Raw genomic sequence first — 19928 nt, 5'->3', positions numbered from 1 at the left:
GGCGCGGCGGCAGCGCCGGATCGGGCCGCTGTAGGCAATCCGTAAGGAAGCGGAGGCCCGCGCCTAGTACAATCTGCGGCAGGCCCGCACCTCCCGTGTGCGCCAAGAGGCCTTCCCTCCAGCCATGCCCAACTTCCTGCCCGAGCTGCCGCCATGCGTATCCTGCTGATCGAGGACGACCGCCAGATTGCCAGCGGCGTCGAAGCCGGCCTGTCCCGCGCTGGCCACCAGATGCGCGTCGTCCACGACGGCGTCTATGCCACCGAACACCTGCTGCGCGAGCAGCACGACCTGGTCATCCTCGACCTGGGCCTGCCCGGCATCGACGGCATGACCCTGCTGGCGCGCTACCGCGCCCGCAACCGCACCACCCCGGTCATCATCCTGACCGCGCGCGACGAGCTGGAAGACAAGCTCTCGGGCCTGAACGCCGGCGCCGACGACTACCTGATCAAACCGTTCGCCCTGCCCGAGCTGGAAGCGCGCGTGCGCGTGCTGCTGCGCCGCAGCCAGCAGGGCGAGGCCGCCCCCGAGCGCGACGTGCGCCTGGGGCGCCTGCGGCTGTCGGGCAACGACCGCCGCATGTTTATCGACGCCCGCCCGCTGGAGCTGTCGCCGCGCGAGTTCGCGGTGCTGGAACTGCTGCTGCAGCGCCAGGGCCGCGTGGTCAGCAAGGCGCAGCTGCAGGACCACCTGGCCACCTTTGCCCACCCCGCCGGCGAAGGCGGCGACACCGTGGGCGACACCGCGATCGAGGTCTATGTGCACCGCGTGCGCAAGAAGCTCGAGGACAGCGATGTCGAGATCGTCACCGTGCGCGGCTTCGGCTACCTGCTGCAGATCCGCGCCGGACAATGAAACCGCTCCGGCCGCCACGGTCATCCGACACGCGGCCCTGCCCTTCGGCCTAGCCGGCAATGTGGCCTCGCTCCCGCACCTCCTCCCGGGTTTCCTGGCGCACGGCCTCCCGCATCGCAACGCGGAACGTGCCCCCGGCCTCCGCCACCGCTGACGCCGCCGGCGACACCCCCGCGGCGACGCGCCAGGCGTCCCGCCCTGGCTCCAACATCAGCCTGCGCGCGCACCTGCTGCGCGCTCTGGCCACGCCGCTGTTTGCACTGGTGCTGACCAGCGGCTCGCTGTCGTACTGGCTGGCGGCGCACTACACCACGCAGGTGTTCGACCGCGCGCTGTATGGCGTGGCCAACAACATCGCCCAGCAGATCCGCATTGCCGGCCCGCGCCTGGAGCACGACATCCCGATGATCGCGCAGACGCTGGTCGAGGCCGAGGGCACCGACCGCATCTACTGGCGCATCCATGGCCCCGACGGGCTGATCGGCGGCATGGACACCTGGCTGGGCTACGGCACCGGCCAGACCACACTGCACGATGCGCGCCTGTTCTACGCCTGGTTCAGCGGGCGCCAGGTGCGCGCGGTGCGGCTGCCGGTGATGCTGCCCAGCGCCGCGGTGGACGAACTCGGCACCAGCGAGGCCGGCAAACCCGCGCGCGGGCCGATCGTGGTGGAGGTGGCGGAGCTGCTGGACCGGCGCGAGACCGCCGCCAACGAGATCCTGCTGTCGGTGTCGGTGCCGCTGATCCTGCTGCTGCTGGTCGGCAGCCTGATCCTGTCGCACGTGCTCAAGGAAGAGCTGGTGCCGCTGCAGATCCTGGCCGACAAGCTCAACCGGCAGACTGCCCGCTCACTCGCCGCGCTCGACGAGACCCAGGTGCCGGCCGAGGTGGCGCCGCTGATCCGCGGCCTCAATGCGCTGCTGGCGCGGCTGCGCGACGCACTCGACGCGCAACGCAAGTTCATTGCCGATGCCGCGCACCAGCTGCGCACCCCGCTGACCGCGGTCAAGCTGCATGCCGACCGGGCCCAGGAAGCCGATTCGCTGGAAGTTGCCCGGCATGCGCTGCGCGAGGTGCAGACCGCCGCCGACCGCGCGGTGCGGCTGTCCAACCAGCTGCTGTCGCTGGCGCGCGCCGAGCCGGGGCTGTCGCTGGAGCGTCTCGGGCCGGTGGAACACTTCGACCTGGCCGAGCTGGCCTTCGAGATCGGCGCCGAGTGGGTGCCGCAGGCGCTGGCGCAACGCATCGACCTGGGCTTCGAGATCCTGCCCGGCCCCACCTTCACCGGCAGCGCGCCCGCGGTGGTGCGCGGCAACCGGCTGCTGATGCGCGAGGCCCTGTCCAACCTGATCGACAACGCGGTGAAGTACGTGCCCGCGGGCGGGCGCATCACGGTGCGCGCCGGCGGCGAGGCCATGGGTCACCGCGGCATGGCGGTGGTGATGGTGGAAGACAACGGCCCCGGCATCCCGCCGCAGCGGCGCGAGGAAGTCTTCAAGCGCTTCTTCCGCGGCGACCGCGCCCCTGAGCCGGGCGGCGGGCGGGCGGCCCATAGCGGCGGCGCCGGGCTGGGGCTGGCCATCGTCCATGAGATCGTGACGCTGCACCAGGGCACCATCCGCATCGAGGACGTGCCGCCGGTTCCAGGTGCGGCCGGCGATACCCCGGCCGCGGACGGCGCGCCCGAACGGCGGCCGACCATGCGCTTCGTGATCCGGATCCCCTGCGAACCGCCAGGATCGGTGGCCTGAACCCGCCGCTGCGCTGGCGGCGGCGCGGGTTGGGACGCGCGCCTTACTTGGCCTTCTTCTTCTTTTCCTTCGGTGCCAGCATGGTGCCGCGGCATTGCGGGCTGCCGCAGCGGCACTCGAACTCCTTCTTCAGCTTGGCGGTATAGCGCGCGTCGATGACCAGGCCGTAGTCGTAGAACAACTCCTCGCCCTCGGCAATGTCGCGCAGCGCGTGGATGAAGACGCGGCCCTTTTTCTCGCGCGCTTCGCAGTTGGGTTCGCAGGCGTGGTTGATCCAGCGCGCGCGGTTACCGCCGTACTTGGCGTCGATGACGCTGCCGTCGTCCAGGCTGAAGTAGAAAGTGTGGTTGGGATCGCTGGGATCGTGCGGATGGCGCTCCAGCGCCTTCTTCCACGAAATGTGCTCGCCCTTGTACTCGATCACGCGTTCGCCTTCGGCGATCTGGCCGATCGCATAGACGCCCTTGCCGTGCACGCCTGACTGGCGCACCTCGATCCGGTCGCTCGCCGTCTTCTTCTTGCCCTCGTCCGCTGCCTTGCGCTTTGCCTTGTCCGCCATTTGCCTTTCCGTGCTCGTCGCCTGTTTGCCTGAGTGGCCCGCTGTGCCGGCCGTTCCGGCGCGATCGGGGATGATACCGGTGCAACCGTGACACGTATACGTAACACCCCTTTCCGGCGACCTCACCGTATACGCCCTGGTTGCGATTGACACGTATACGGCACCCCATTTCCGCCTCAGCCGCGACGCCCGTTTACGTCCCCGCGTGTGGATAACCCCGCCTCGAACTGTGGACAAGCACGCGGATTGGATGTGGGCTGCCTGGGGCTGGCATGGGGATGCCTCAGGCATAAGTCGGAGGGCTTGCGGCACTGGCCTCCTCCGGATGGTTGAGTCATCCACCTCGACCAACATTGGATACGACCACTTCTCGTTTACGTAAACCGTTGAACCGAAAGACGTTTACGTGGTTTTCCACAGCGGGGGCGGGTGTTTACTTACTACTACTATTTGTATACATGAAAGAAGAAGGTAAACCGAAAGAACGAACCAACGGCGTCAGCAAAAGAATGCCCCCAAGGCATCATCCAAATGGCCGGGACTGTAAACGTCGCGATAGCGCGAAGCTTTGTGGTTTTGGATTTGAAGATTCGGCGTATACCTCGGGCGTATACGCCCAACCACACCGACTTTCACGTATACGCCGCCCGCAGGATCTGGAGCCGGTTCGTAAACCGCCCCGGCAAGGTGCCATGCATGCGCCGAATAGCGGCTGGGTTCGCCGCCAGCCCAATGATCCGACAACATGCAACATAGTGCAGTCTGCGCCTCCGAGGCTGCCAGAGCGCCTGCAAGCGTTTCTGGCCGTCAGTAGCTCTCCAGCCCTGTCCAATGCGCCTGCGCGTGGGCAGAGGGCCTCTGAGGGCCTCTGGCGAGGGATGGGTGAGAGGCTAGGTACGCGGCCCGCCCGCTATCTCGCCTGCGCGACCTGGGGGCCCCTGCCTGTCAGCTTAGGACGCTTTCGTCACCTTCCGCGGCTTGCGATGGCTGTACCCAGCTGCGTCGATTTGCCGCGAAGCCCAGCCTGGCGCGGCCTCGCGGAAACTGCCAGGTAACAATCTGTTCCCGGTGCGCCTTGTCCGACACGGTATCATGTGGCCCGCGGTGTCTTTGCCGGAGCGGTGCCAGTCAGGCCGCCCGGCATGCGGACGCCTGTGTTTTATCAACTCGATACGGAGTGAAGCATGACGAAAACCGAACTGATCGACGCTATCGCAGCCGGGGTGGACGGTCTGACCAAGTCCAAGGCGGAACAGGCACTGAACGTGACCCTGTCGGCCATCATGGACGCCGTGGCCAAGGGCGAAACGCTGAGCCTCATCGGCTTTGGCACGTTCAGCAAGGGCGAGCGTGGCGAGCGCATGGCGCGCAACCCGCGTACCGGCGAAGAAATCAAGGTCGAAGCAGCCAAGACCGTGAAGTTCAAGGCTGGCCAGAAGTTCAAGGACGCTGTCAACCAGTGAGCCTGACGGGCTGCACTGCAGGGCCCGAATTGTCAGACCCCGCCATGCCGCCGCCCGGTGCCCGAGGGCGCTGGCGAGCGCCAGGCGGGGGACGTTATCCACAGCGGTAAGCTGATTTTCTGCAGTATCCGCCGCATCGCTGAATCCGTCGCCGGAGCGATCGCGCGCGAAGTCTTCCAACAGGCGTCCAGCCGTGGCCGTGACAGGCCGGACCGGGTGCCGTGCCACATGGGGCCTCCATGCTTGCCCGTCCGCCGCGCCGCAGATCTCCACAGCGTTATGCACAGCGCTTTCCACAGCCGGTTCCACAGCTTTCTCCACAGGCTGCAGGCACCATGCGCGCGGCCTGTGTTGCCGTGGCGCTGGCACTGCTGAGTGCCTGCACCACCGTCAGCGAGCCGGTGCGGCCGCAGGCGCGCGCGCTGCCCGACACCGAAAGGCCGGTGACGCGCCCGGGCGCCACGCCGCGCGAACGCATCGTCGAGATCGCCACGCAGGAATGGGCCCGCTGGGGCGGGCAGGTGGTGCGGCTGGGCCGGGACGACACCTCCTGCGTCACCTACAGCCCGGTGCCCGCACCGGAACTGCCTGCGCCACTGCCAGAGATCCCGGAGGCCCAGCCACCGTCCCCCGCGGAGGCCGGGGCACCCGCTGCCGCCACCACCGATACCGAATCCAAGACCAACGGCAATCCGCCACCGGCCGCCAGCTGCCTGTCCTTTCCGGACGGCACCGGCATGGAAGCCACGCCCCTGGGCTGCTCGCTGGCGCGCCGCTACTGGGGCATCGTCGGCGAAGCGCCCGGCTGCCGGCAGGTGACGCAGGGATCCTGGGCCTGGTCGGCGGTGTTTATCTCATGGGTGCTGCGCAAGGCGGGGCTGGACGAGCGCCAGTTCCTGACCGGGCAGTCGCACTCGATGTACGTGGTCGATGCCCGCGACGGCATCCTGCCCAGGCCAGCCTTCCATATCGAGCCCGTCCCCGCCATGCCCCGGCCCGGCGACATCATCTGCGCCGGGCGCGGACGCGACCGCTATCTGGAGGACATCGCCGAAATCGGCTTCGGCACCACCCCTATGCACTGCGACATCGTGGTCGGCGTGGATCCGGCCACGCGCGTGGTGCGTGCCATCGGCGGCAATGTCCAGCAGTCGGTGTCGATGGAGGAGATCGAGCTGGGCGATTCGGGCCGGCTCGACGGCGTCACCAATTCGCATATGCCGTGGCTGCTGGTGATGCGCAACGACCTGCAATAGCTTGGCTATTGATGCGATTTATCAATACACCATTATTTAAGGTGTGTTGATTATTCGCTCGAATAATCCTGCGCTCAGTCGAACAGTTCCAGCTGCGACGTATCCCGGTCGCTGGTCCCTACCCCCACCCCCAGCAGCCGCACTGGCAAGCCCCGGCGCGCATGGCCCTCGGCCAGCAGGCGCGCGTAGACGGTGCGGTCCGGCGCGTGGCCGCGGCATTCCACCGTGGTCTGGCGGAAGTCAGAGAAGCGCAGCTTCACGGTCAGCTTGTCGATGGTGTCGTGTGCCTGAGCCCGCTCAATGCGGGCTTCCAGCATGGCGATGAGCGGTTCCAGCTCGGCCATGCAGGCCTGCAGGTCGGGCAGGTCGTCGGCATAGGTCTCTTCCACGCTGATCGACTTGCGCTCGCGCTCGGGCGTGACCTCGCGCTCGTCGACCCCGCGGCACAGCTTGTAGAGCCGCGCCCCGAAGACGCCGAACTCGCGGTGCAGCCGGTCCGGCGACCACGGCCGCAGGTCGCCGCAGGTCCCGGCACCCAGGCGCCGCAGCTTGGCCGCGGTGACCTTGCCTACGCCGTGGATGCGTTCCACCGGCAGCGCGGCGACAAAGCCATCGACCGCCGCCGGCTTGACCACGAACAGCCCGTCGGGCTTGTTCCAGTCGCTGGCGATCTTGGCCACGAACTTGCTCGGCCCCACCCCGGCCGATACCGTCACGCCCACTTCATCGCGCACACGCTGGCGGATTTCCTCGGCGATGCGGGTGGCGCTGCCGGCGTGGCGGGTGCAAAGGCTCACGTCCAGGTAGGCTTCGTCCAGCGACAGCGGTTCGACCAGCGTGGTGTATTCGCGATAGATCGCGAAGATCCGGCGCGAGACCTCGCGGTACTTGTCCATCGCCGGGCGCACGATCAGCAGGTCCGGGCAACGCTTGAGCGCCTGCGCCGACGGCATCGCCGAACGCACGCCAAAGGCGCGCGCTTCATAGTTGCAGGTGGCAATCACCCCGCGCCGGTCGGGCGAGCCGCCCACGGCCATCGGGCGGCCGCGCAGCGAGAGGTCGTCGCGCATCTCGACCGAGGCGTAGAAACAGTCGCAGTCGCAATGGATGATCTTGCGCTGGACTGCGGGAGTGGCATCAGGCGGGGCAGACATGGTGGCCAGGCACCGTATCAGTTATGCGTGTGACAAATGAAATGAGTTGATTTTTAGTTGATTTCATTGGTCGACTGGATGATAGCGGGCTTCTGCCGCGTATTCATCCATAGCCCCTCGGCTGCATACAAGGCCAGCGATAGCCAGATCAGCGCGTAGCCGACCTGCTTCTGCGCCGGGAACGGCTCGTTCCACAGCCACACGCCCAGCAGCAGCTGCAGCGTCGGCCCGGTGTACTGCAGCAGGCCCAGCAACGACAGCGGAATGCGCCGCGCGCCGGCCGCAAAGAACAGCAGCGGCACCGCCGTGACCGGCCCGGCCAGCAGCAGCAGCCACTGCGTACCCGGCGCTGCGTGGGTGAAGCTGTCCTGGCCGGTCGCGAACAGCCAGGCCAGTGCCGCCGCGGCCATCGGGAACACCAGCAGCGTCTCCAGCGACAGCCCTTCCAGCGCACCCAGCGCGCCGGTCTTGCGCAGCAGGCCATAGCCGCCGAAACTGGCCGCCAGCCCCAGCGCGATCCACGGCAGCTGGCCTGCCGCCACCGTCAGCCAGGCCACCCCGGCCGCGGCTACCGCGATCGACAGCCATTGCACCAGGCGCAGCCGCTCATGCAGGAACACCACGCCCAGCAGCACGCTGAACAGCGGGTTGATGAAGTAGCCCAGGCTGGCATCGACCACGCGGTTGGCCGACACCGCCCAGATGTAGAGGAACCAGTTGGCGCACAGCAGCGCCGCGCTGGCGCCGAACGACAGCAGCAGGCGCCGGTCCCTGAGCACCCGGCCGAGCCACGCCCACTGGTGCCGCCAGGTCAGGATCAGGCCGAGGAATACCAGCGACCACACCATCCGATGCAGCAGGATCTCCAGCGGCGCAATGCCGGGCAGCGATTTGATATAGAGCGGGAGCAGCCCCCAGATGATGTAGGCCAGGAGGGCGTAGAGAATGCCGAGTTGCATAGGGATTTCCGGTAGATGCCGGCGATTCTACCGGCGCCGCGCGATCCCCGCCCGGCGGGCGCCCGCCTGCCGTGGCCAACAAAAAACCCCATGCTCCCGAGGGAACATGGGGTTTGCGGCAAGCCCCGTGCGGCCCGGGGCAGTGTGCCGCTTACAGCTTGCGCGCGAAGCTGAACTGCGCGAAGCCCTGCTCGGCCACGTTGAACCAGGCGGCCTGGTTGTTGCGGAACACGCGCCAGTCGTCGTAGATCTTCTTGAACGACGGGTTCTTGGCGGTTTCGTCGGCGTAGGATTCCTGGGTCGCCTTGAAGCAGGCCTCCATGATCTCCTTGGAGAACGGGCGCAGCTTGACGCCGTTTTCCAGCAGGCGGGCCAGCGCCTGCGGGTTGACCGTGTCGTACTTGGCCATCATGTTGGTGTGCGCCTCGATGGTGGCGGTTTCCAGCGCGCGCTTGTACAGCGCCGGCAGCTTCTCGTACTCGGTGGCCGAGGCGTAGAACGACAGCTGCGCGCTGCCTTCCCACCAGCCCGGGTAGTAGTAGTACGGCGCCACCTTGTAGAAGCCCAGCTTCTCGTCATCGTACGGGCCCACCCACTCGGCTGCATCGATGGTGCCCTTTTCCAGCGCAGGGTAGATGTCGCCGCCGGCGATCTGCTGCGGCACCACGCCCAGGCGCGACAGCACCACGCCGGCAAAGCCGGCGATGCGGTACTTCAGGCCCTGCAGGTCGGCCACGGTCTTGATTTCCTTGCGGAACCAGCCGCCCATCTGTGCATTGGTGTTGCCGCCCAGGAAATTGACGACGTTGTATTCCTTGAAGAACTCGCGCATCAGCTTCATGCCGTTGCCCTGCATCATCCAGGCGTTCTGCTGGCGTGCGGTCAGGCCGAACGGCACCGTGGTGTCGAAGCACAGCGTCGGGTTCTTGCCGAAGTAGTAGTAGCCGGCGGTGTGGCCTATCTGCACGGTGTTATTCTGCACCGCGTCCAGCACCTGCAGGCCCGGCACGATTTCACCGGCGGCAAAGACCTTGATGTTGAACTTGCCGTCGGTCAGTTCCTTGACGCGGGCCGACAGCAGTTCGGAACCGCCGAAGATGGTGTCGAGCGACTTGGGGAAGCTCGAGGCCAGGCGCCATTCCACGGCCGGGTTGCTGCCGACCACGGCCGGCGCTGCCGGCCCGCTGGCGGCGGCAGGTGCAGCCTTCTCTTCACCCTTGCCGCACGCGGCCAGTGCCCCGGTGGCGGCCACGGCCGACGCTTTCAACAGAAAGGAACGACGTTCCATCTCCACTTCTCCTCTTATAGATATTGATTCGGATGCAGGCTCGCGGCTTGCATGATGCCGCGCGCCGGACCGTGACGCACCAGCCGCCGGGGTACAGCGGCTTGCGCAACGCTGTGCCTGTTGCGAACGGGCACGGCGGCGTGCCCAGCATGCCTGGCGCCGGACGCGGGCCACGGCAAAGGGCTGTCTTACCCGAAAGACAAGCCAGCCGATTATAGCGGTGGCTCTTTCGCCACGGGGTATCGCGCAAGTGCGGGTTTTCGCTAGTCAATCGCGCCATATCCGGGGGTTTTTCGCATTGTGAGACGGCGCACAGTGTGATGGATTTTGTAACCCGGCTTGCGGTCAAATGGGTCGGCTGATAAAAAACAGTCCCGCCTCCGGAGCCCTTGCCTGCTCCGGCCATCGATGTTGCTTGACTGAATTGCTGTCCGAATTGCCGCCAGTCTCTCGTCGGATTCCCGCCATCCCGCTTTGTCCCGGCCCTGCCGGACGCGGTGGCCTGCCCCTGCGCCGCCTCGGTTTTGCCGTGCTGGCCGCGTGGGGCCTGGTCGCGTGCGCGCAGACCGGGGATGCGACGACCAGCGCGACCACCCCGCCGCCCCGCATCGAACCGCGTCCGGCGGTGCCGCCGGTGGTGACCGCTGGTTCGGCGCAAGCCGCCGAGCCTGCCACGCCGGCCACGGCAAGCACGGAGGATCCACTGGCGGCGCTGATCGCCGGCGAAGCGGCACCCGCGGCCAGCGTGACCGTGCCAGCGGCACCGGCGCCAGGTACCACGGGCGAGCCGGCTGCCCAGCCCGGCGTGCAGCCTGACGGCAGCGCGCCGGCAACCCTGGCCGGCACCAGCTCCGCTGTCGACCCGAGCTTCGTCGGACCGCCTGAACCGCCACCCCAGCCGCCGCCGCCACTGGTGCTTTTCCCGCCCCGGCTCGGCCAGTTCCAGGCCGAGGCGCCCGCCGAGCCGGCGGACAGCACCACCGGTGGCATACCGCCGGACGCCCCGCCGGTACTGCACTCGCAGCTGCCCGCCGACGACCCCGCCGGGGATTCCGTGTGGCGCCTCGGCTACAGCGGCCGCGCCGCGGCCGAGGAACGCCCGGCCACCATGCGCGCCTGCCCCGGCGGTGCGCTTTCCACCGGCATCGGCAACGGCCTGGCCTGCCGCAGCGCCGGCGAGGTCAAGATCCGCGAATCGGTGCTGGACCTGGATGGCGGCGCGCAGGTGATGCTGATCGCGCAGGCGCGCGGCACCGACGCCACCACGGTCAATGGCCGCCCCGCGGCGATCGATCCCTACGCCCTGGTGCCGCAGTTCTATACCGCCGTCAGCGGCCTGGCGGTGCTGGACGGCGCCACCATGTGGGCCGGCCGGCGCGACAATGCGCCGTTCCTGCTGTCGTCCGGCCTGCTGCCGCCCAATTCCACGGCGATGCGCTTCGGCATCGACAACGCCAAGGTGATCGGCGATATCGGCCTGAGCTACCAGTACACCGCGCGCGCCGACCAGAACGGCCAGAACCTGCCCAGCTACCACTCGCTGCGCACCGCGCCCATCAACACCAACGAACAGGGTTCGATCCAGCTCGGCTTCACGCGGGTGGAGGCGCAGCCGCTGGTGCAGGACCCCGGCGGTGCATGGTGGGCGTCTGCGTTGCATGAGCAGAAAGGCGTGCTGTACGGCACCAACCGGTTCGGGGTGCAGTTCGGATCGGGATCGCGCAACGCCATGACCGGCTACACCGGCATGGGACCGGCACTGTCGCGCACGCGCGTGGCGGAATCGATGGAATGGAGGGGCCGTTCAGGGCTGAGCGGCGCGGTGGAGCAAAGCCTGCAGTTCGACCGGTCGCCGGTCGGCACGCTGCAGTGGACCACCACGCGCTTGCGTCCTGCTTACGTGGCCAGCAACCAGTTCCGCCTGAACTTCGAGGTCTCGCACGACCAGATCTCGTCCGGCTTCGGCGTCAGCGGCCAGCGCACCGCGCTGACCGTGGCGCCCACGCTGACGCTGGGCAAGTCGGCCGGCAATGCCAACCTGCGCGCCTTCTACACCTATAGCCGTGCCAGCGACGTCGACGGCATCGGCTACACCGCGCCGGCCGACGCGTGGGCCTCGCAGGCGAGCGGCTCGATCTTCGGCGTGCAGCTCAATCGGCGCTGGTAGGGGCGCTGGCGGGCGCAGCGCGCCAGTCGGCCTGCGCCGTGGCGGCCGCAGCGGGTTTGCGGCACAGCCAGTGGAACAGCAGCGTGGCAGCCAGCCCGCCGCCGATCTGGGCCAGCACGAAGCCCGGCACGTCTTGCGGCCGGATCCCGGTGAAGGTATCGGTCAGCGCGCAGGCGATGGTCAGCGCCGGGTTGGCAAACGAGGTCGACGACGTGAACCAGTAGCCCGCGGTGATATAGCCTGCCACCACGAACGGCACCAGCTGCGGCCGGCTGCGCAGCGTGCCGATGCCCACGCCGACCAGGCCGAAGGTGGCCACGCACTCGCTCCACCACATCGCCGCGCCGGTGCGGCTCTGGGCCGACCAGGCCAGCGCCGGCTCGCCGAACATCGCATGGGCGGCCAGCACGCCGCAGACTCCGCCCGCCACCTGCACCAGCACATAGCGCAGCGCATCGCGCGGCGGCAGCGTGCCCTGCAGCAGCGCCGACAGGCTCACCACCGGATTGAAATGGCCGCCCGACACCGGGCCCAGCGACACCAGCAGCGCCACCAGCCCAGCCCCGGTGGCCAGCGAATTGGCCAGCAGCGCCAGCGCGGTGTCGCCTGCGGCGAGGCGCTCGGCACGGATGCCGGAGCCCACCACGATCGCCACCAGCAGGGCCGTGCCCAGGCCTTCGGCCACCAGGCGGCGTACGAGCGTACTCATCGCTGCGCTCCGTTGACGGCGCGCGGCAGCGATAAAGCGGAGCAACGAACGGGATACGAGAGCGACCGCGAGATCGCGGCAAAGGCAGTAAGGAAAACGTGCAGCGGCAAGATGGACAACGTCGCCTGAGACGACGCCTCGAACGGTGGCGGTTCAGTAGCAAGCCCGCGCACATGCGGTGAGCGCGGACGCGACAGTGTTCCGTTCGTGCACGGAGCGCGTCAATGCGTGGCCGCTTTGTTGTGTGCAGACGCGCGGTATCGAATCGCGGCGCTGGCCGCGGGCCGTTACCGGTTGCTGGCCGCCAGCCGCAGGCCGAAGCCGACCAGCGCGATCCCGGCCAGTCGCGTTGCCAGCGTGCGCGCGAACGGCAGCGCCCGCAGCCGGCTGGCCACCGCGTTGCCCGCCAGCACCAGCGCCGCCTGGTAGGCAAGGCTGAGCACCGTGACGTGGGCCATCATCGCCGCCAGCGTGGCCGGCGACGCATCCGGGCGCAGGAACAGCGGGAAGAACGCGACAAAGAACAGCACTACCTTGGGGTTGGTCAGGCTCACCGTGAAGCCCTGGCGCAGGTATACGCGCGTGGACTTGCGCGGCTCGGGCACGCCGGCGTCCGCGGCAAAGCGTGTACGCAGCAGCTGCACCCCCATCCAGCACAGGTACGCGGCACCGAACCATTGCAAGCCGTGGAACAGCAGCGGATTGGCCTGCATCACCGCCGCCAGCCCCGCCACCGCGGCGAGCATGTACACAAGGTCGCCCAGCAGCGTGCCGCAGACCGCGCCCATGCCGGCCGCCATGCCATTGCGCGCGGTGGCGTTGAGAATGGCGATCGTGCCCGGGCCGGGGATCAGCTGGAACACCAGGATGGCGAGCACGAAGCTGGTGTAGTTCTGGATGTCGAACATGGTGGCCTGGCAGTGTCGGATGCGAGTGCGGGATGCATCGCTGCCGCCATGTTAGTGCAGCCTGGCCCATCGCGGCAAAGCGCATGGCTTGACGGCTGCAGCGCGCCTCAGCGCAGCAGGAACGCGATGTCCTCGACGCGGATCTGTGCCACCGGAATGCCCTTGCGGCGCTGGAACAGGATGTGCTGCTGCACGCGGCTGCGCTGCTCGGCAAAGACCCCGGGATCGATCGGCGTGCCCAGGCGCATGTAGTGCTGCACCAGCAGCTTGTAGGCGCGGTGGCGCACCTGCATGGCCTCGGTCTCCGCACGCAGCCGCCGGATCTCTGCCGGGCTGCGGTCGATCGCCTGGTGCAGCTCCTCGACCGTGCGCGCATGCAGCTCGCGGTAGACGTCGCGCTCGGCCTCCATCTGGTGCAGCTCGTCGCGCAGCGCGCGGATCTTGTGCTGCAGCTTCAGCGTCTGCGAGACCGCCTGCTGCACCCGCCCCGCCGCCCCCAGCGCGTGGCTGGCCGCGGCCATGGTGCTCTTCCACAATCCGCGCTCTTCGCCCGCAGTCTGCGGCGGCCAGCGGTTGTCTGTCCCGATCAACGTATCCATCAGACCCCCCGGTAAGAAAGTAAGCCCTGGACCGGCTGTCCGCGTTATGGGTGCGGCTTGGCCGGCTCGGTCCGCGCCGCCGGGCGGCAGCGCGTCAGGCCATCGTAGAGATACATATATCGGCTGCCAAGTAGAAGATATTTACTTCTGGGTTGGCTGTTGCGCGTTGGTCAAGCACGCCGGCAGCGGGGCTGCAGCATGACCAGGGCCATCTTATCCCCTACCAGTCTCGGCAGGATTTCCTGCGCCGGCCGCATGCGGGCCAGTTCCCGGGCGGTGAGCGGGGGGTTGTCCGCGTCCGCGCGCGCGGCAAGCGTCAGCGCCTTGTCCTCGGCATCAGATGGGATATGGATTTTGCGTTTCGTCGACATGGTTCAGTACCTCGCGGCGGGTTACCAACGCCGGTTCACAGGGCCCAGCGCTGCCTGTACACAAATCTGCCTATGCGATGCCACAAAGCAAAAAGCCCGGCTCTTGCGGGAGCCGGGCTTTTCTTGTTCTGGTGGCCTGGGACGGAATCGAACCGCCGACACAAGGATTTTCAATCCTCTGCTCTACCGACTGAGCTACCGGGCCAAAGAAGCGAAACTATAACTGGACTTTTTTGGTCAGTCAAGCGTCATGTGCGTCACAGCCTCATTGCTCGGCCGGCTCGGGCTTGTTGCGGCCCAGTTCGACGCCGAGCTGCTTGAGCTTGCGGTACAGGTGGGTGCGCTCCAGCCCGGTCTTCTCGGCCACGCGGGTCATGCTGCCGTGTTCGCGCAGCAGGTGGTATTCGAAGTAGGCGCGCTCGAACAGGTCGCGCGCTTCGCGCAGCGGCATGTCGAAGGAGAACTGCATCTCGGCCTCGGGCACGCGCGCGGGGCTGCCGTTGGGGGCGGCCTCGGCAGTGGTCTCGGGCACGATGTCTGACGAACCGGGTTCGGCAGACGGGACCGTGGCGGGGGCGGCGGTGGTGGCCGAGCTGCTGCGCGGGCGTTCGATGCCGCGGGCCAGGCCCTGCTCGACCGCGGACAGCAGCTTCTGCAGTGCGATCGGCTTCTCAAGGAAATTGAGCGCGCCGATCTTGGTCGCCTCGACCGCCGTGTCGATGGTGGCGTGGCCCGACATCATGATGACGGGCATCGTCAGCTGTCCCTGCGCGGACCATTCCTTGAGCAGGGTCACGCCATCGGTATCGGGCATCCAGATATCGAGCAGCACGAGGTCGGGCGTACCCGCCGCGCGGTATTCGCGCGCTTGCAGCGCGTTCTCCGCGAGTTCAACCACGTGGCCTTCGTCGCTGAGGATCTCCGAGAGCAGCTCCCGGATTCCCATTTCGTCATCGACTACGAGGATCGTTGCCATACTTCCCCTCTTAACCCCACCGCAGCGTTCCGGGACCGGACGCCATTGTTGACTATGTCAGTTTAACGAACAGGATCGAGATCTGTGCACCGACGATCTCCGCACCTTCCATGCGATTGCGCATCTCGATTCGCGCGCCGTGTTCGTCAATGATCTTCTTTACCATCGCGAGCCCCAGGCCCGTGCCCTTGGCTTTCGTGGTCACGTAGGGCTCGAACGCACGGCTCAGGATTCGTGGCGCAAAACCGGGACCATTGTCCGCAATGGTGAGCTTGACGGCCTGCCGGTTTTCGCCGGCAGAATCTTTGTATTCTACAGTCTCGGTGTTCAGAGTGATATGGGGCGCCGCCCTACCGGCCGCGACGTTCTCGGTGGCGGCATCCTGTGCGTTCTGCAGCAGGTTGTGGATGACCTGGCGCAACTGCGTCGGATCGCCCTTGATCTCGGGCAGCGCGGTGCCCAGCGTCGGATGAATCACCGGATGCTCGTGCACCGCGGGATCATCGATGCCATACAGGTGCAGCACTTCCGCCACCAGGCTGTTGAGCTGCAGCGACTGCAGCACCGCGGGCGGTGTGCGCGCGTAGTCGCGGAAGTCATCGACCATGCGCTTCATCGCGGCCACCTGGTTGACGATGGTGGCCGCGCCACGCTTGAGCACATCGGCGTCGGTGCCTTCGAGCTTGGGCGAGAGCTTCATCTGCAGGCGCTCGGCCGAGAGCTGGATCGGCGTCAGCGGGTTCTTGATCTCGTGCGCAAGGCGCCGTGCCACCTCGCCCCAGGCCACCGAGCGTTGAGCGGAAATCACATCGGAGATATCGTCGAAGACGATCACGTAGCCGGGCTCATCGCGCTCGCCGCCGGGCAGGCGTGCGCCGCGCACCAGCAGCGTAAGCGGCTGTTCCTCGCCCTGCGGCAGCTCGATCTGCTTCTGCCAGTGCTCGGCGCCGCCCAGCACCTCGCTGGTGTTCTGGTCCGAGAAGGCCTGGCGCACGATCTCGCCGAACGGCCCCATGCCAGGGATCTGCTCAACCGGCAGGCCCAGCACCGCGCCGAACGGCTGGCGGAAGATGCGCTCCGCGCCCGGATTGGCGGTAATCAGCACAAAGCGGCGGTCGAACACCAGCACGCCGGCGGTCAGGTTCTGCAGCACGCTTTCCAGGTAGGCCTTCGATTGCTCGAGCGCGGTGCGGTTCTCTTCCACCGCCAGCCGCGCCTCGGCCAGCTGTCGCGTCATCTGGTTGAACTGCTGCGTGAGCATGCCGAGCTCGTCGCGGCTTTTCAGTTCGCGCTTGGGCGAGAGGTCGCCCTCGGCCACTTCCTTGGTCCCCTGCAGCAGCATCAGCAGCGGCCGCGCCAATTGCCCGCCCAGCAGCAGCGCCAGCATCACCGCGATGAACACGGCCAGGAACAGCGTCAGCGTCAGCGTGCCGATATACATCTTGCGCAGGCCGGTGCGGCCCAGCGCTTTCTCCTGGTATTCCTGGTACGCGCGCTGGACCTCGTCGGCATTGCGCGCGAGCACCGCCGGCACGGGGTGCAGCACCTGCAGGTAGCGTTCCTCGCGCACGGTCTCGCCGACCAGGCCGAAGCCGCTCGACGGCGATTCCTCCGGGCGGCGCTCCACGGACAGGCCGGAGCCGGCCCAGCGCGGCGGCTTGGCCAGCGCGCGCGGGGCGCTGCCGCCTGCGGCGTCATCCTGTGCCGCGGTTGGACTGGCGCCCAGCGGAATGATCACGCGCAGCCGGTACAGGTGGCTGCTGTCGACGCGTTCGGGGCTCGGGCTGCCGTCGCCCGACGGGTCGGTGCCGCCCTCCACCGCCGCGTAGCCGCCGGCCAGCCGCGCCTGTTCGGCCAGCACGCCCGAAGGCAGGTCCGGCACCAGCGACGCGTAGTTGCTGGACGCCGTGGCCAGCACGCGGCCGCTGCCGGTGAAGATGGCGGCTTCCTGGACGCCATACTGCTCGCGCAGCCGGTTCAGCTGCAGCGAAGTGGCCACGCCGGAGGCGCCGGCGAGCTGCTCGGCCATCAGGCGTGCCTTGACCTGCAGGTCGGCGAGCGAGCTGTCGATGGTGGAGCGGCCCAGGTTCAGGCCCGCCTCGAGCGCGGTTTCCACGCGCACGTCGAACCAGGACTCGATGCTGCGCGAGACGAACTGCAGCGATACCAGGTAGATCAGCACGCCGGGCAGCACGCCCACCACGCCGAAGAACACGGCGAGCTTGGTCATCAGCCGCGTGCCGAACTTGCCGCGGCGATAGCGCAGCCACAGCGTCAGCGCCAGCGCACCCACGATCAGTACCAGCAGGGCGCCGATCACCAGGTTCACCTTGAACAGCAGCGTGAAATAGCGATCGAAGAATTCGGTGTTGGCCGATGCGCCGGCCAGCAGGCCCACCAGCACCAGTGCCAGGAAGACGATGATCCCGGCCACGACGCGGTACAGCACGCGCCGGAACCGGCTGTCCCACAGCGAGTTGTTCATGGCTGGCTCGAGGCGGGCTGCAGCAGCAGTGCGGGCGACAGTCCGTAGGACACCGTCTGCATGGTCAGGCCGCGTGCGTCAATGGCAGCAGCAGGCGCCGACGCAGGCGCGGGTACGGCGGGCGAGGCCGGCAGCGCCGGCGACACGGGGCCTGGGGCCGGCGCGGGCGGCGGCGCTGCGGGCGGCGGCGGCGGCGGCGGCGGCGGCGCTGCGTTCAGGTCCGTCGGCACCGTATAGGCGAAGCGCCGCCAGTCGGAGGCCAGGTTCCATTCACGCGTGTTGACGGCGTTGATCTGGAACGGCTTGGGCAGTTGCGACAGGTCCAGCCGCATGCGCACTTCCGCGTGGTAGGTCTCGCCCGGCTTGACCACATTGCGCTCGAACACGCGCCAGCCGCGCACGCGCTGGATGAACTGCAGCGCGCCCTTCAGGCGCGTGAACGGCAGCTGCAGGCCGCCGGTGGAGACACGGTACTGGCGCGTCAGCGGCTGGTACGACAGGCGCACGCTGCGGGTGGTGTTGACCGGCTTGTCGTCGAACCAGTACCAGCGCGAGCGCGAGAGCTGGAAGTCGACCGCGAAATAGAGGGAGATGCCCTTGTGCAATGCGTCTTCCAGCGCGGGCGGCAGGTCGAAGTCGAAGCTGGCGGCAAGCTCGAAGCCGCCGTCCTGGAATTCGATGCGCGCCTCGGTGGCCTCGATGACCTGCGCGCGCGCGACGGGCGGCAGCCACAGTAGCGAGGCGAGCGCCAGCACCAGTGCCAGCCACCACCGCGCCAGCAGGCCACGCCTGCCCGCGCCGCCGGGGCGCAGATGCAGGCACGCCCGGTCCGCGGCAGTGTCCACGTTCGTGTCCACCATGACGCGGAAGTCTGACAGGCGCGGCGTGCTCAGCATCGGATCAGATCAGGCGCGTTTCTGGAAGCGGGCGTAGAAGAAGCCATCGTGATCCGACGGCAGGCTGGTGCCGGCAGTGGCGTCCTTTTCGCCATTGGCGCCGGCGGCTTGCGTGGCATGGGTGCCGGGCAGCAGCTGCCCCGGCGCCTGCAATCGTATCGCATCTGCCAGCTGCGCACCAAACCAGCGCGCCTGCTCCTCGCCTTCCGTTGGGAAAATTGAACAGGTGACATAGACCAGGATGCCGCCCGGTTTGAGCAGCGGCCACAGTTGCGAAACGATGCGGCGCTGCTCGGTGACGAGCTTGGCAATATCGGTCTCGCGGCGCAGCCAGCGGATATCGGGATGGCGCCGCACGATGCCCGAAGCCGAGCACGGCACGTCGGCCAGGATGCGGTCAAAGGGCTGGCCGTCCCACCAGTCGGCGGGCCGGCTGGCATCGCCGACCACGATCCGCGCTTGCTTGCCCAGGCGCGCCAGGTTCTCGGCGATGCGGGTGGTGCGCTGCGGGTCGCTTTCCACCGCGGTGACTTCAATATCGGCCAGTTCCAGCAGGTGCCCGGTCTTGCCGCCGGGCGCCGCGCAGGCATCCAGCACGCGCATGCCGTCGGCCACCTCGAGCAGCGGCGCGGCCAGCTGCGCGCCGGCATCCTGCACCGAGACCACGCCTTCGGCAAAGCCCGGCAACTGCGTCACCGGCACCGCGCGCACCAGGCGCACGGCCTGCGGGCCAACCACGTGGCCGGCCAGGCCGGCGTTGGCAAGATCGGTCTGGTACTGCTGCACGGACACGCGCGCGGTGTTGACGCGCACCGTCATCGGCGGGCGCACGTTGGCGCTGGCGGCCAGGGCCATCCACTGGTCCGGGTAGGCCTCGCGCAGCATGCGCAGCCACCACGGCGGCAGGTTCCAGCGCGCCTGCTCGTCGCGGTTGACCTCGGCCAGCAGCGCCTTGCGTTCGCGCAGGAAACGGCGCAGCACCGCGTTGACCAGGCCGCGCGCATGCGCAGTCTTGGGTTCGGAGGCGGCGGCGCTGACTGCCTGGTCGACCACGGTGAAGGTGCTGTAGCCCGGGCGGCCGGCGTCCGCGCCGTCCTGCTTGTCGCGCGGGCCCGGTGCGTGTTCCAGCAGCAGCGCCAGCGCCACCGCCAGCAGCGAATCGACCTGCGCGCCCGGCGGGCGCGTGACCAGCTTTGTCACCAGTGCGCGTGCCGTACCGAACTGGCGCATGGTGCGATAGGCGATGTCCTGCAGCGCGCCGCGCGTGGTGGCATCCTGCACGCGGTCCAGCCGCAGCTGCGCGGCGGCGTCCTCGATCGCCTGGGGCAGGGCTGCGCCTTCGCTGACGGCGCGCACCGCGGCGGCGGCGCCAAGCATCTGGAAGGCAAGCGAATCGGGAGGCAGGCGCATATCGGTCAGGCGGCGGATCAGGCGTTGGAATCGGGAAGCAGGCCGGCGCGGGCACAAAAAAAGCCCGCCGGTCCATGCGGAACAGCGGGCAGTTTACCCTGTGCGGGGGCCCTGCCCCG

At 68.1% G+C, this 19928-nt stretch carries 17 protein-coding genes and 1 tRNA gene; 5 read left to right on the top strand and 13 right to left on the bottom strand.

Going from position 1 to position 19928, the window contains the following annotated elements; all coding sequences use genetic code 11:
- Positions 1-153: 153 nt before the first annotated feature.
- Positions 154-858 carry a response regulator transcription factor gene (locus AC3WRI_RS17630; RefSeq protein WP_010811306.1) on the top strand — a complete coding sequence of 235 codons (705 nt, stop codon included), beginning with the start codon at positions 154-156 and terminating at the stop codon, positions 856-858.
- Between the two features lie 128 nt (positions 859-986).
- Positions 987-2609 (top strand): sensor histidine kinase, encoded by a 1623-nt coding sequence (locus AC3WRI_RS17625; protein WP_010811307.1) that lies wholly within the window; start codon positions 987-989, stop codon positions 2607-2609.
- A gap of 43 nt (positions 2610-2652) precedes the next feature.
- Here AC3WRI_RS17625 and AC3WRI_RS17620 read toward each other — a convergent pair whose 3' ends face one another.
- A complete protein-coding gene (locus tag AC3WRI_RS17620) occupies positions 2653-3168 on the bottom strand; it encodes an SET domain-containing protein (RefSeq protein WP_010811308.1) in 516 nt (171 codons plus the stop codon).
- 1184 nt (positions 3169-4352) lie between these two features.
- Here AC3WRI_RS17620 and AC3WRI_RS17615 point away from each other — a divergent pair.
- Entirely contained in the window at positions 4353-4631 is a 279-nt protein-coding gene (locus AC3WRI_RS17615; protein WP_010811309.1) for an HU family DNA-binding protein, read from the top strand.
- Between the two features lie 239 nt (positions 4632-4870).
- Entirely contained in the window at positions 4871-5887 is a 1017-nt protein-coding gene (locus tag AC3WRI_RS17610; protein ID WP_011616254.1) for a DUF2272 domain-containing protein, read from the top strand.
- Between the two features lie 74 nt (positions 5888-5961).
- Here AC3WRI_RS17610 and dinB read toward each other — a convergent pair whose 3' ends face one another.
- The 3 genes from dinB to AC3WRI_RS17595 all read right to left on the bottom strand — a co-directional run bounded on the left by dinB (position 5962) and on the right by AC3WRI_RS17595 (position 9288).
- Complete coding sequence (dinB, locus tag AC3WRI_RS17605) at positions 5962-7041, bottom strand: DNA polymerase IV (protein WP_492293704.1); 1080 nt, start codon at positions 7039-7041, stop codon at positions 5962-5964.
- 53 nt (positions 7042-7094) lie between these two features.
- Entirely contained in the window at positions 7095-8000 is a 906-nt protein-coding gene (rarD, locus tag AC3WRI_RS17600; RefSeq protein WP_011616255.1) for an EamA family transporter RarD, read from the bottom strand.
- Positions 8001-8151: 151 nt separating this feature from the next.
- Complete coding sequence (locus tag AC3WRI_RS17595) at positions 8152-9288, bottom strand: TRAP transporter substrate-binding protein (protein WP_010811313.1); 1137 nt, start codon at positions 9286-9288, stop codon at positions 8152-8154.
- A gap of 349 nt (positions 9289-9637) precedes the next feature.
- Between AC3WRI_RS17595 and AC3WRI_RS17590 the strand changes: the two genes are divergently transcribed.
- Positions 9638-11455 carry a carbohydrate porin gene (locus tag AC3WRI_RS17590; RefSeq protein ID WP_439671082.1) on the top strand — a complete coding sequence of 606 codons (1818 nt, stop codon included), beginning with the start codon at positions 9638-9640 and terminating at the stop codon, positions 11453-11455.
- Here AC3WRI_RS17590 and AC3WRI_RS17585 read toward each other — a convergent pair.
- The 9 genes from AC3WRI_RS17585 to rsmB form a co-directional block, all read right to left on the bottom strand.
- A complete protein-coding gene (locus AC3WRI_RS17585) occupies positions 11439-12164 on the bottom strand; it encodes an aquaporin (protein ID WP_010811315.1) in 726 nt (241 codons plus the stop codon). The genes AC3WRI_RS17590 and AC3WRI_RS17585 overlap by 17 nt on opposite strands.
- 287 nt (positions 12165-12451) lie before the next feature.
- Complete coding sequence (locus AC3WRI_RS17580; protein ID WP_010811316.1) at positions 12452-13072, bottom strand: LysE family translocator; 621 nt, start codon at positions 13070-13072, stop codon at positions 12452-12454.
- Between the two features lie 107 nt (positions 13073-13179).
- Positions 13180-13671 carry a hypothetical protein gene (locus tag AC3WRI_RS17575; protein WP_011616259.1) on the bottom strand — a complete coding sequence of 164 codons (492 nt, stop codon included), beginning with the start codon at positions 13669-13671 and terminating at the stop codon, positions 13180-13182.
- A 170-nt stretch (positions 13672-13841) separates the two neighbouring features.
- Entirely contained in the window at positions 13842-14042 is a 201-nt protein-coding gene (locus tag AC3WRI_RS17570; RefSeq protein WP_041687849.1) for a hypothetical protein, read from the bottom strand.
- A 129-nt stretch (positions 14043-14171) separates the two neighbouring features.
- Positions 14172-14247, bottom strand: a tRNA-Phe gene (locus tag AC3WRI_RS17565).
- A gap of 60 nt (positions 14248-14307) precedes the next feature.
- Positions 14308-15018 (bottom strand): response regulator, encoded by a 711-nt coding sequence (locus tag AC3WRI_RS17560; protein ID WP_011616260.1) that lies wholly within the window; start codon positions 15016-15018, stop codon positions 14308-14310.
- A 52-nt stretch (positions 15019-15070) separates the two neighbouring features.
- On the bottom strand, positions 15071-17503 hold the full coding sequence (locus AC3WRI_RS17555; RefSeq protein ID WP_010811320.1) for a sensor histidine kinase: 2433 nt from the start codon (positions 17501-17503) through the stop codon (positions 15071-15073).
- Positions 17500-18399 (bottom strand): DUF4390 domain-containing protein, encoded by a 900-nt coding sequence (locus AC3WRI_RS17550; RefSeq protein ID WP_492293703.1) that lies wholly within the window; start codon positions 18397-18399, stop codon positions 17500-17502. The genes AC3WRI_RS17555 and AC3WRI_RS17550 overlap by 4 nt, the downstream gene beginning before the upstream one ends.
- 9 nt (positions 18400-18408) lie before the next feature.
- Positions 18409-19809, bottom strand: coding sequence for a 16S rRNA (cytosine(967)-C(5))-methyltransferase RsmB (rsmB, locus tag AC3WRI_RS17545; RefSeq protein ID WP_492293701.1), 1401 nt, complete (start codon positions 19807-19809; stop codon positions 18409-18411).
- Positions 19810-19928 lie beyond the last annotated feature (119 nt).

This window comes from Cupriavidus sp. FW305-27, assembly GCF_058787995.1.
Note: the sequence above shows the minus strand (reverse complement) of the source record. Positions and strands in the feature narration are given on the sequence as shown.

Excerpts from the sequence above, each read along its gene's own strand:
- AC3WRI_RS17585 (WP_010811315.1), bottom strand. The coding sequence starts at position 12,164 with ATGAGTACGCTCGTACGCCGCCTGGTGGCCGAAGGCCTGGGCACGGCC.
- AC3WRI_RS17630 (WP_010811306.1), top strand. The coding sequence starts at position 154 with ATGCGTATCCTGCTGATCGAGGACGACCGCCAGATTGCCAGCGGCGTC.
- AC3WRI_RS17595 (WP_010811313.1), bottom strand. The coding sequence starts at position 9,288 with ATGGAACGTCGTTCCTTTCTGTTGAAAGCGTCGGCCGTGGCCGCCACC.
- AC3WRI_RS17590 (WP_439671082.1), top strand. The coding sequence starts at position 9,638 with ATGGGTCGGCTGATAAAAAACAGTCCCGCCTCCGGAGCCCTTGCCTGC.
- rarD (WP_011616255.1), bottom strand. The coding sequence starts at position 8,000 with ATGCAACTCGGCATTCTCTACGCCCTCCTGGCCTACATCATCTGGGGG.
- AC3WRI_RS17575 (WP_011616259.1), bottom strand. The coding sequence starts at position 13,671 with ATGGATACGTTGATCGGGACAGACAACCGCTGGCCGCCGCAGACTGCG.
- AC3WRI_RS17550 (WP_492293703.1), bottom strand. The coding sequence starts at position 18,399 with ATGCTGAGCACGCCGCGCCTGTCAGACTTCCGCGTCATGGTGGACACG.
- AC3WRI_RS17555 (WP_010811320.1), bottom strand. The coding sequence starts at position 17,503 with ATGAACAACTCGCTGTGGGACAGCCGGTTCCGGCGCGTGCTGTACCGC.
- dinB (WP_492293704.1), bottom strand. The coding sequence starts at position 7,041 with ATGTCTGCCCCGCCTGATGCCACTCCCGCAGTCCAGCGCAAGATCATC.
- AC3WRI_RS17580 (WP_010811316.1), bottom strand. The coding sequence starts at position 13,072 with ATGTTCGACATCCAGAACTACACCAGCTTCGTGCTCGCCATCCTGGTG.
- AC3WRI_RS17560 (WP_011616260.1), bottom strand. The coding sequence starts at position 15,018 with ATGGCAACGATCCTCGTAGTCGATGACGAAATGGGAATCCGGGAGCTG.
- AC3WRI_RS17620 (WP_010811308.1), bottom strand. The coding sequence starts at position 3,168 with ATGGCGGACAAGGCAAAGCGCAAGGCAGCGGACGAGGGCAAGAAGAAG.
- AC3WRI_RS17570 (WP_041687849.1), bottom strand. The coding sequence starts at position 14,042 with ATGTCGACGAAACGCAAAATCCATATCCCATCTGATGCCGAGGACAAG.
- AC3WRI_RS17615 (WP_010811309.1), top strand. The coding sequence starts at position 4,353 with ATGACGAAAACCGAACTGATCGACGCTATCGCAGCCGGGGTGGACGGT.
- rsmB (WP_492293701.1), bottom strand. The coding sequence starts at position 19,809 with ATGCGCCTGCCTCCCGATTCGCTTGCCTTCCAGATGCTTGGCGCCGCC.
- AC3WRI_RS17610 (WP_011616254.1), top strand. The coding sequence starts at position 4,871 with ATGCTTGCCCGTCCGCCGCGCCGCAGATCTCCACAGCGTTATGCACAG.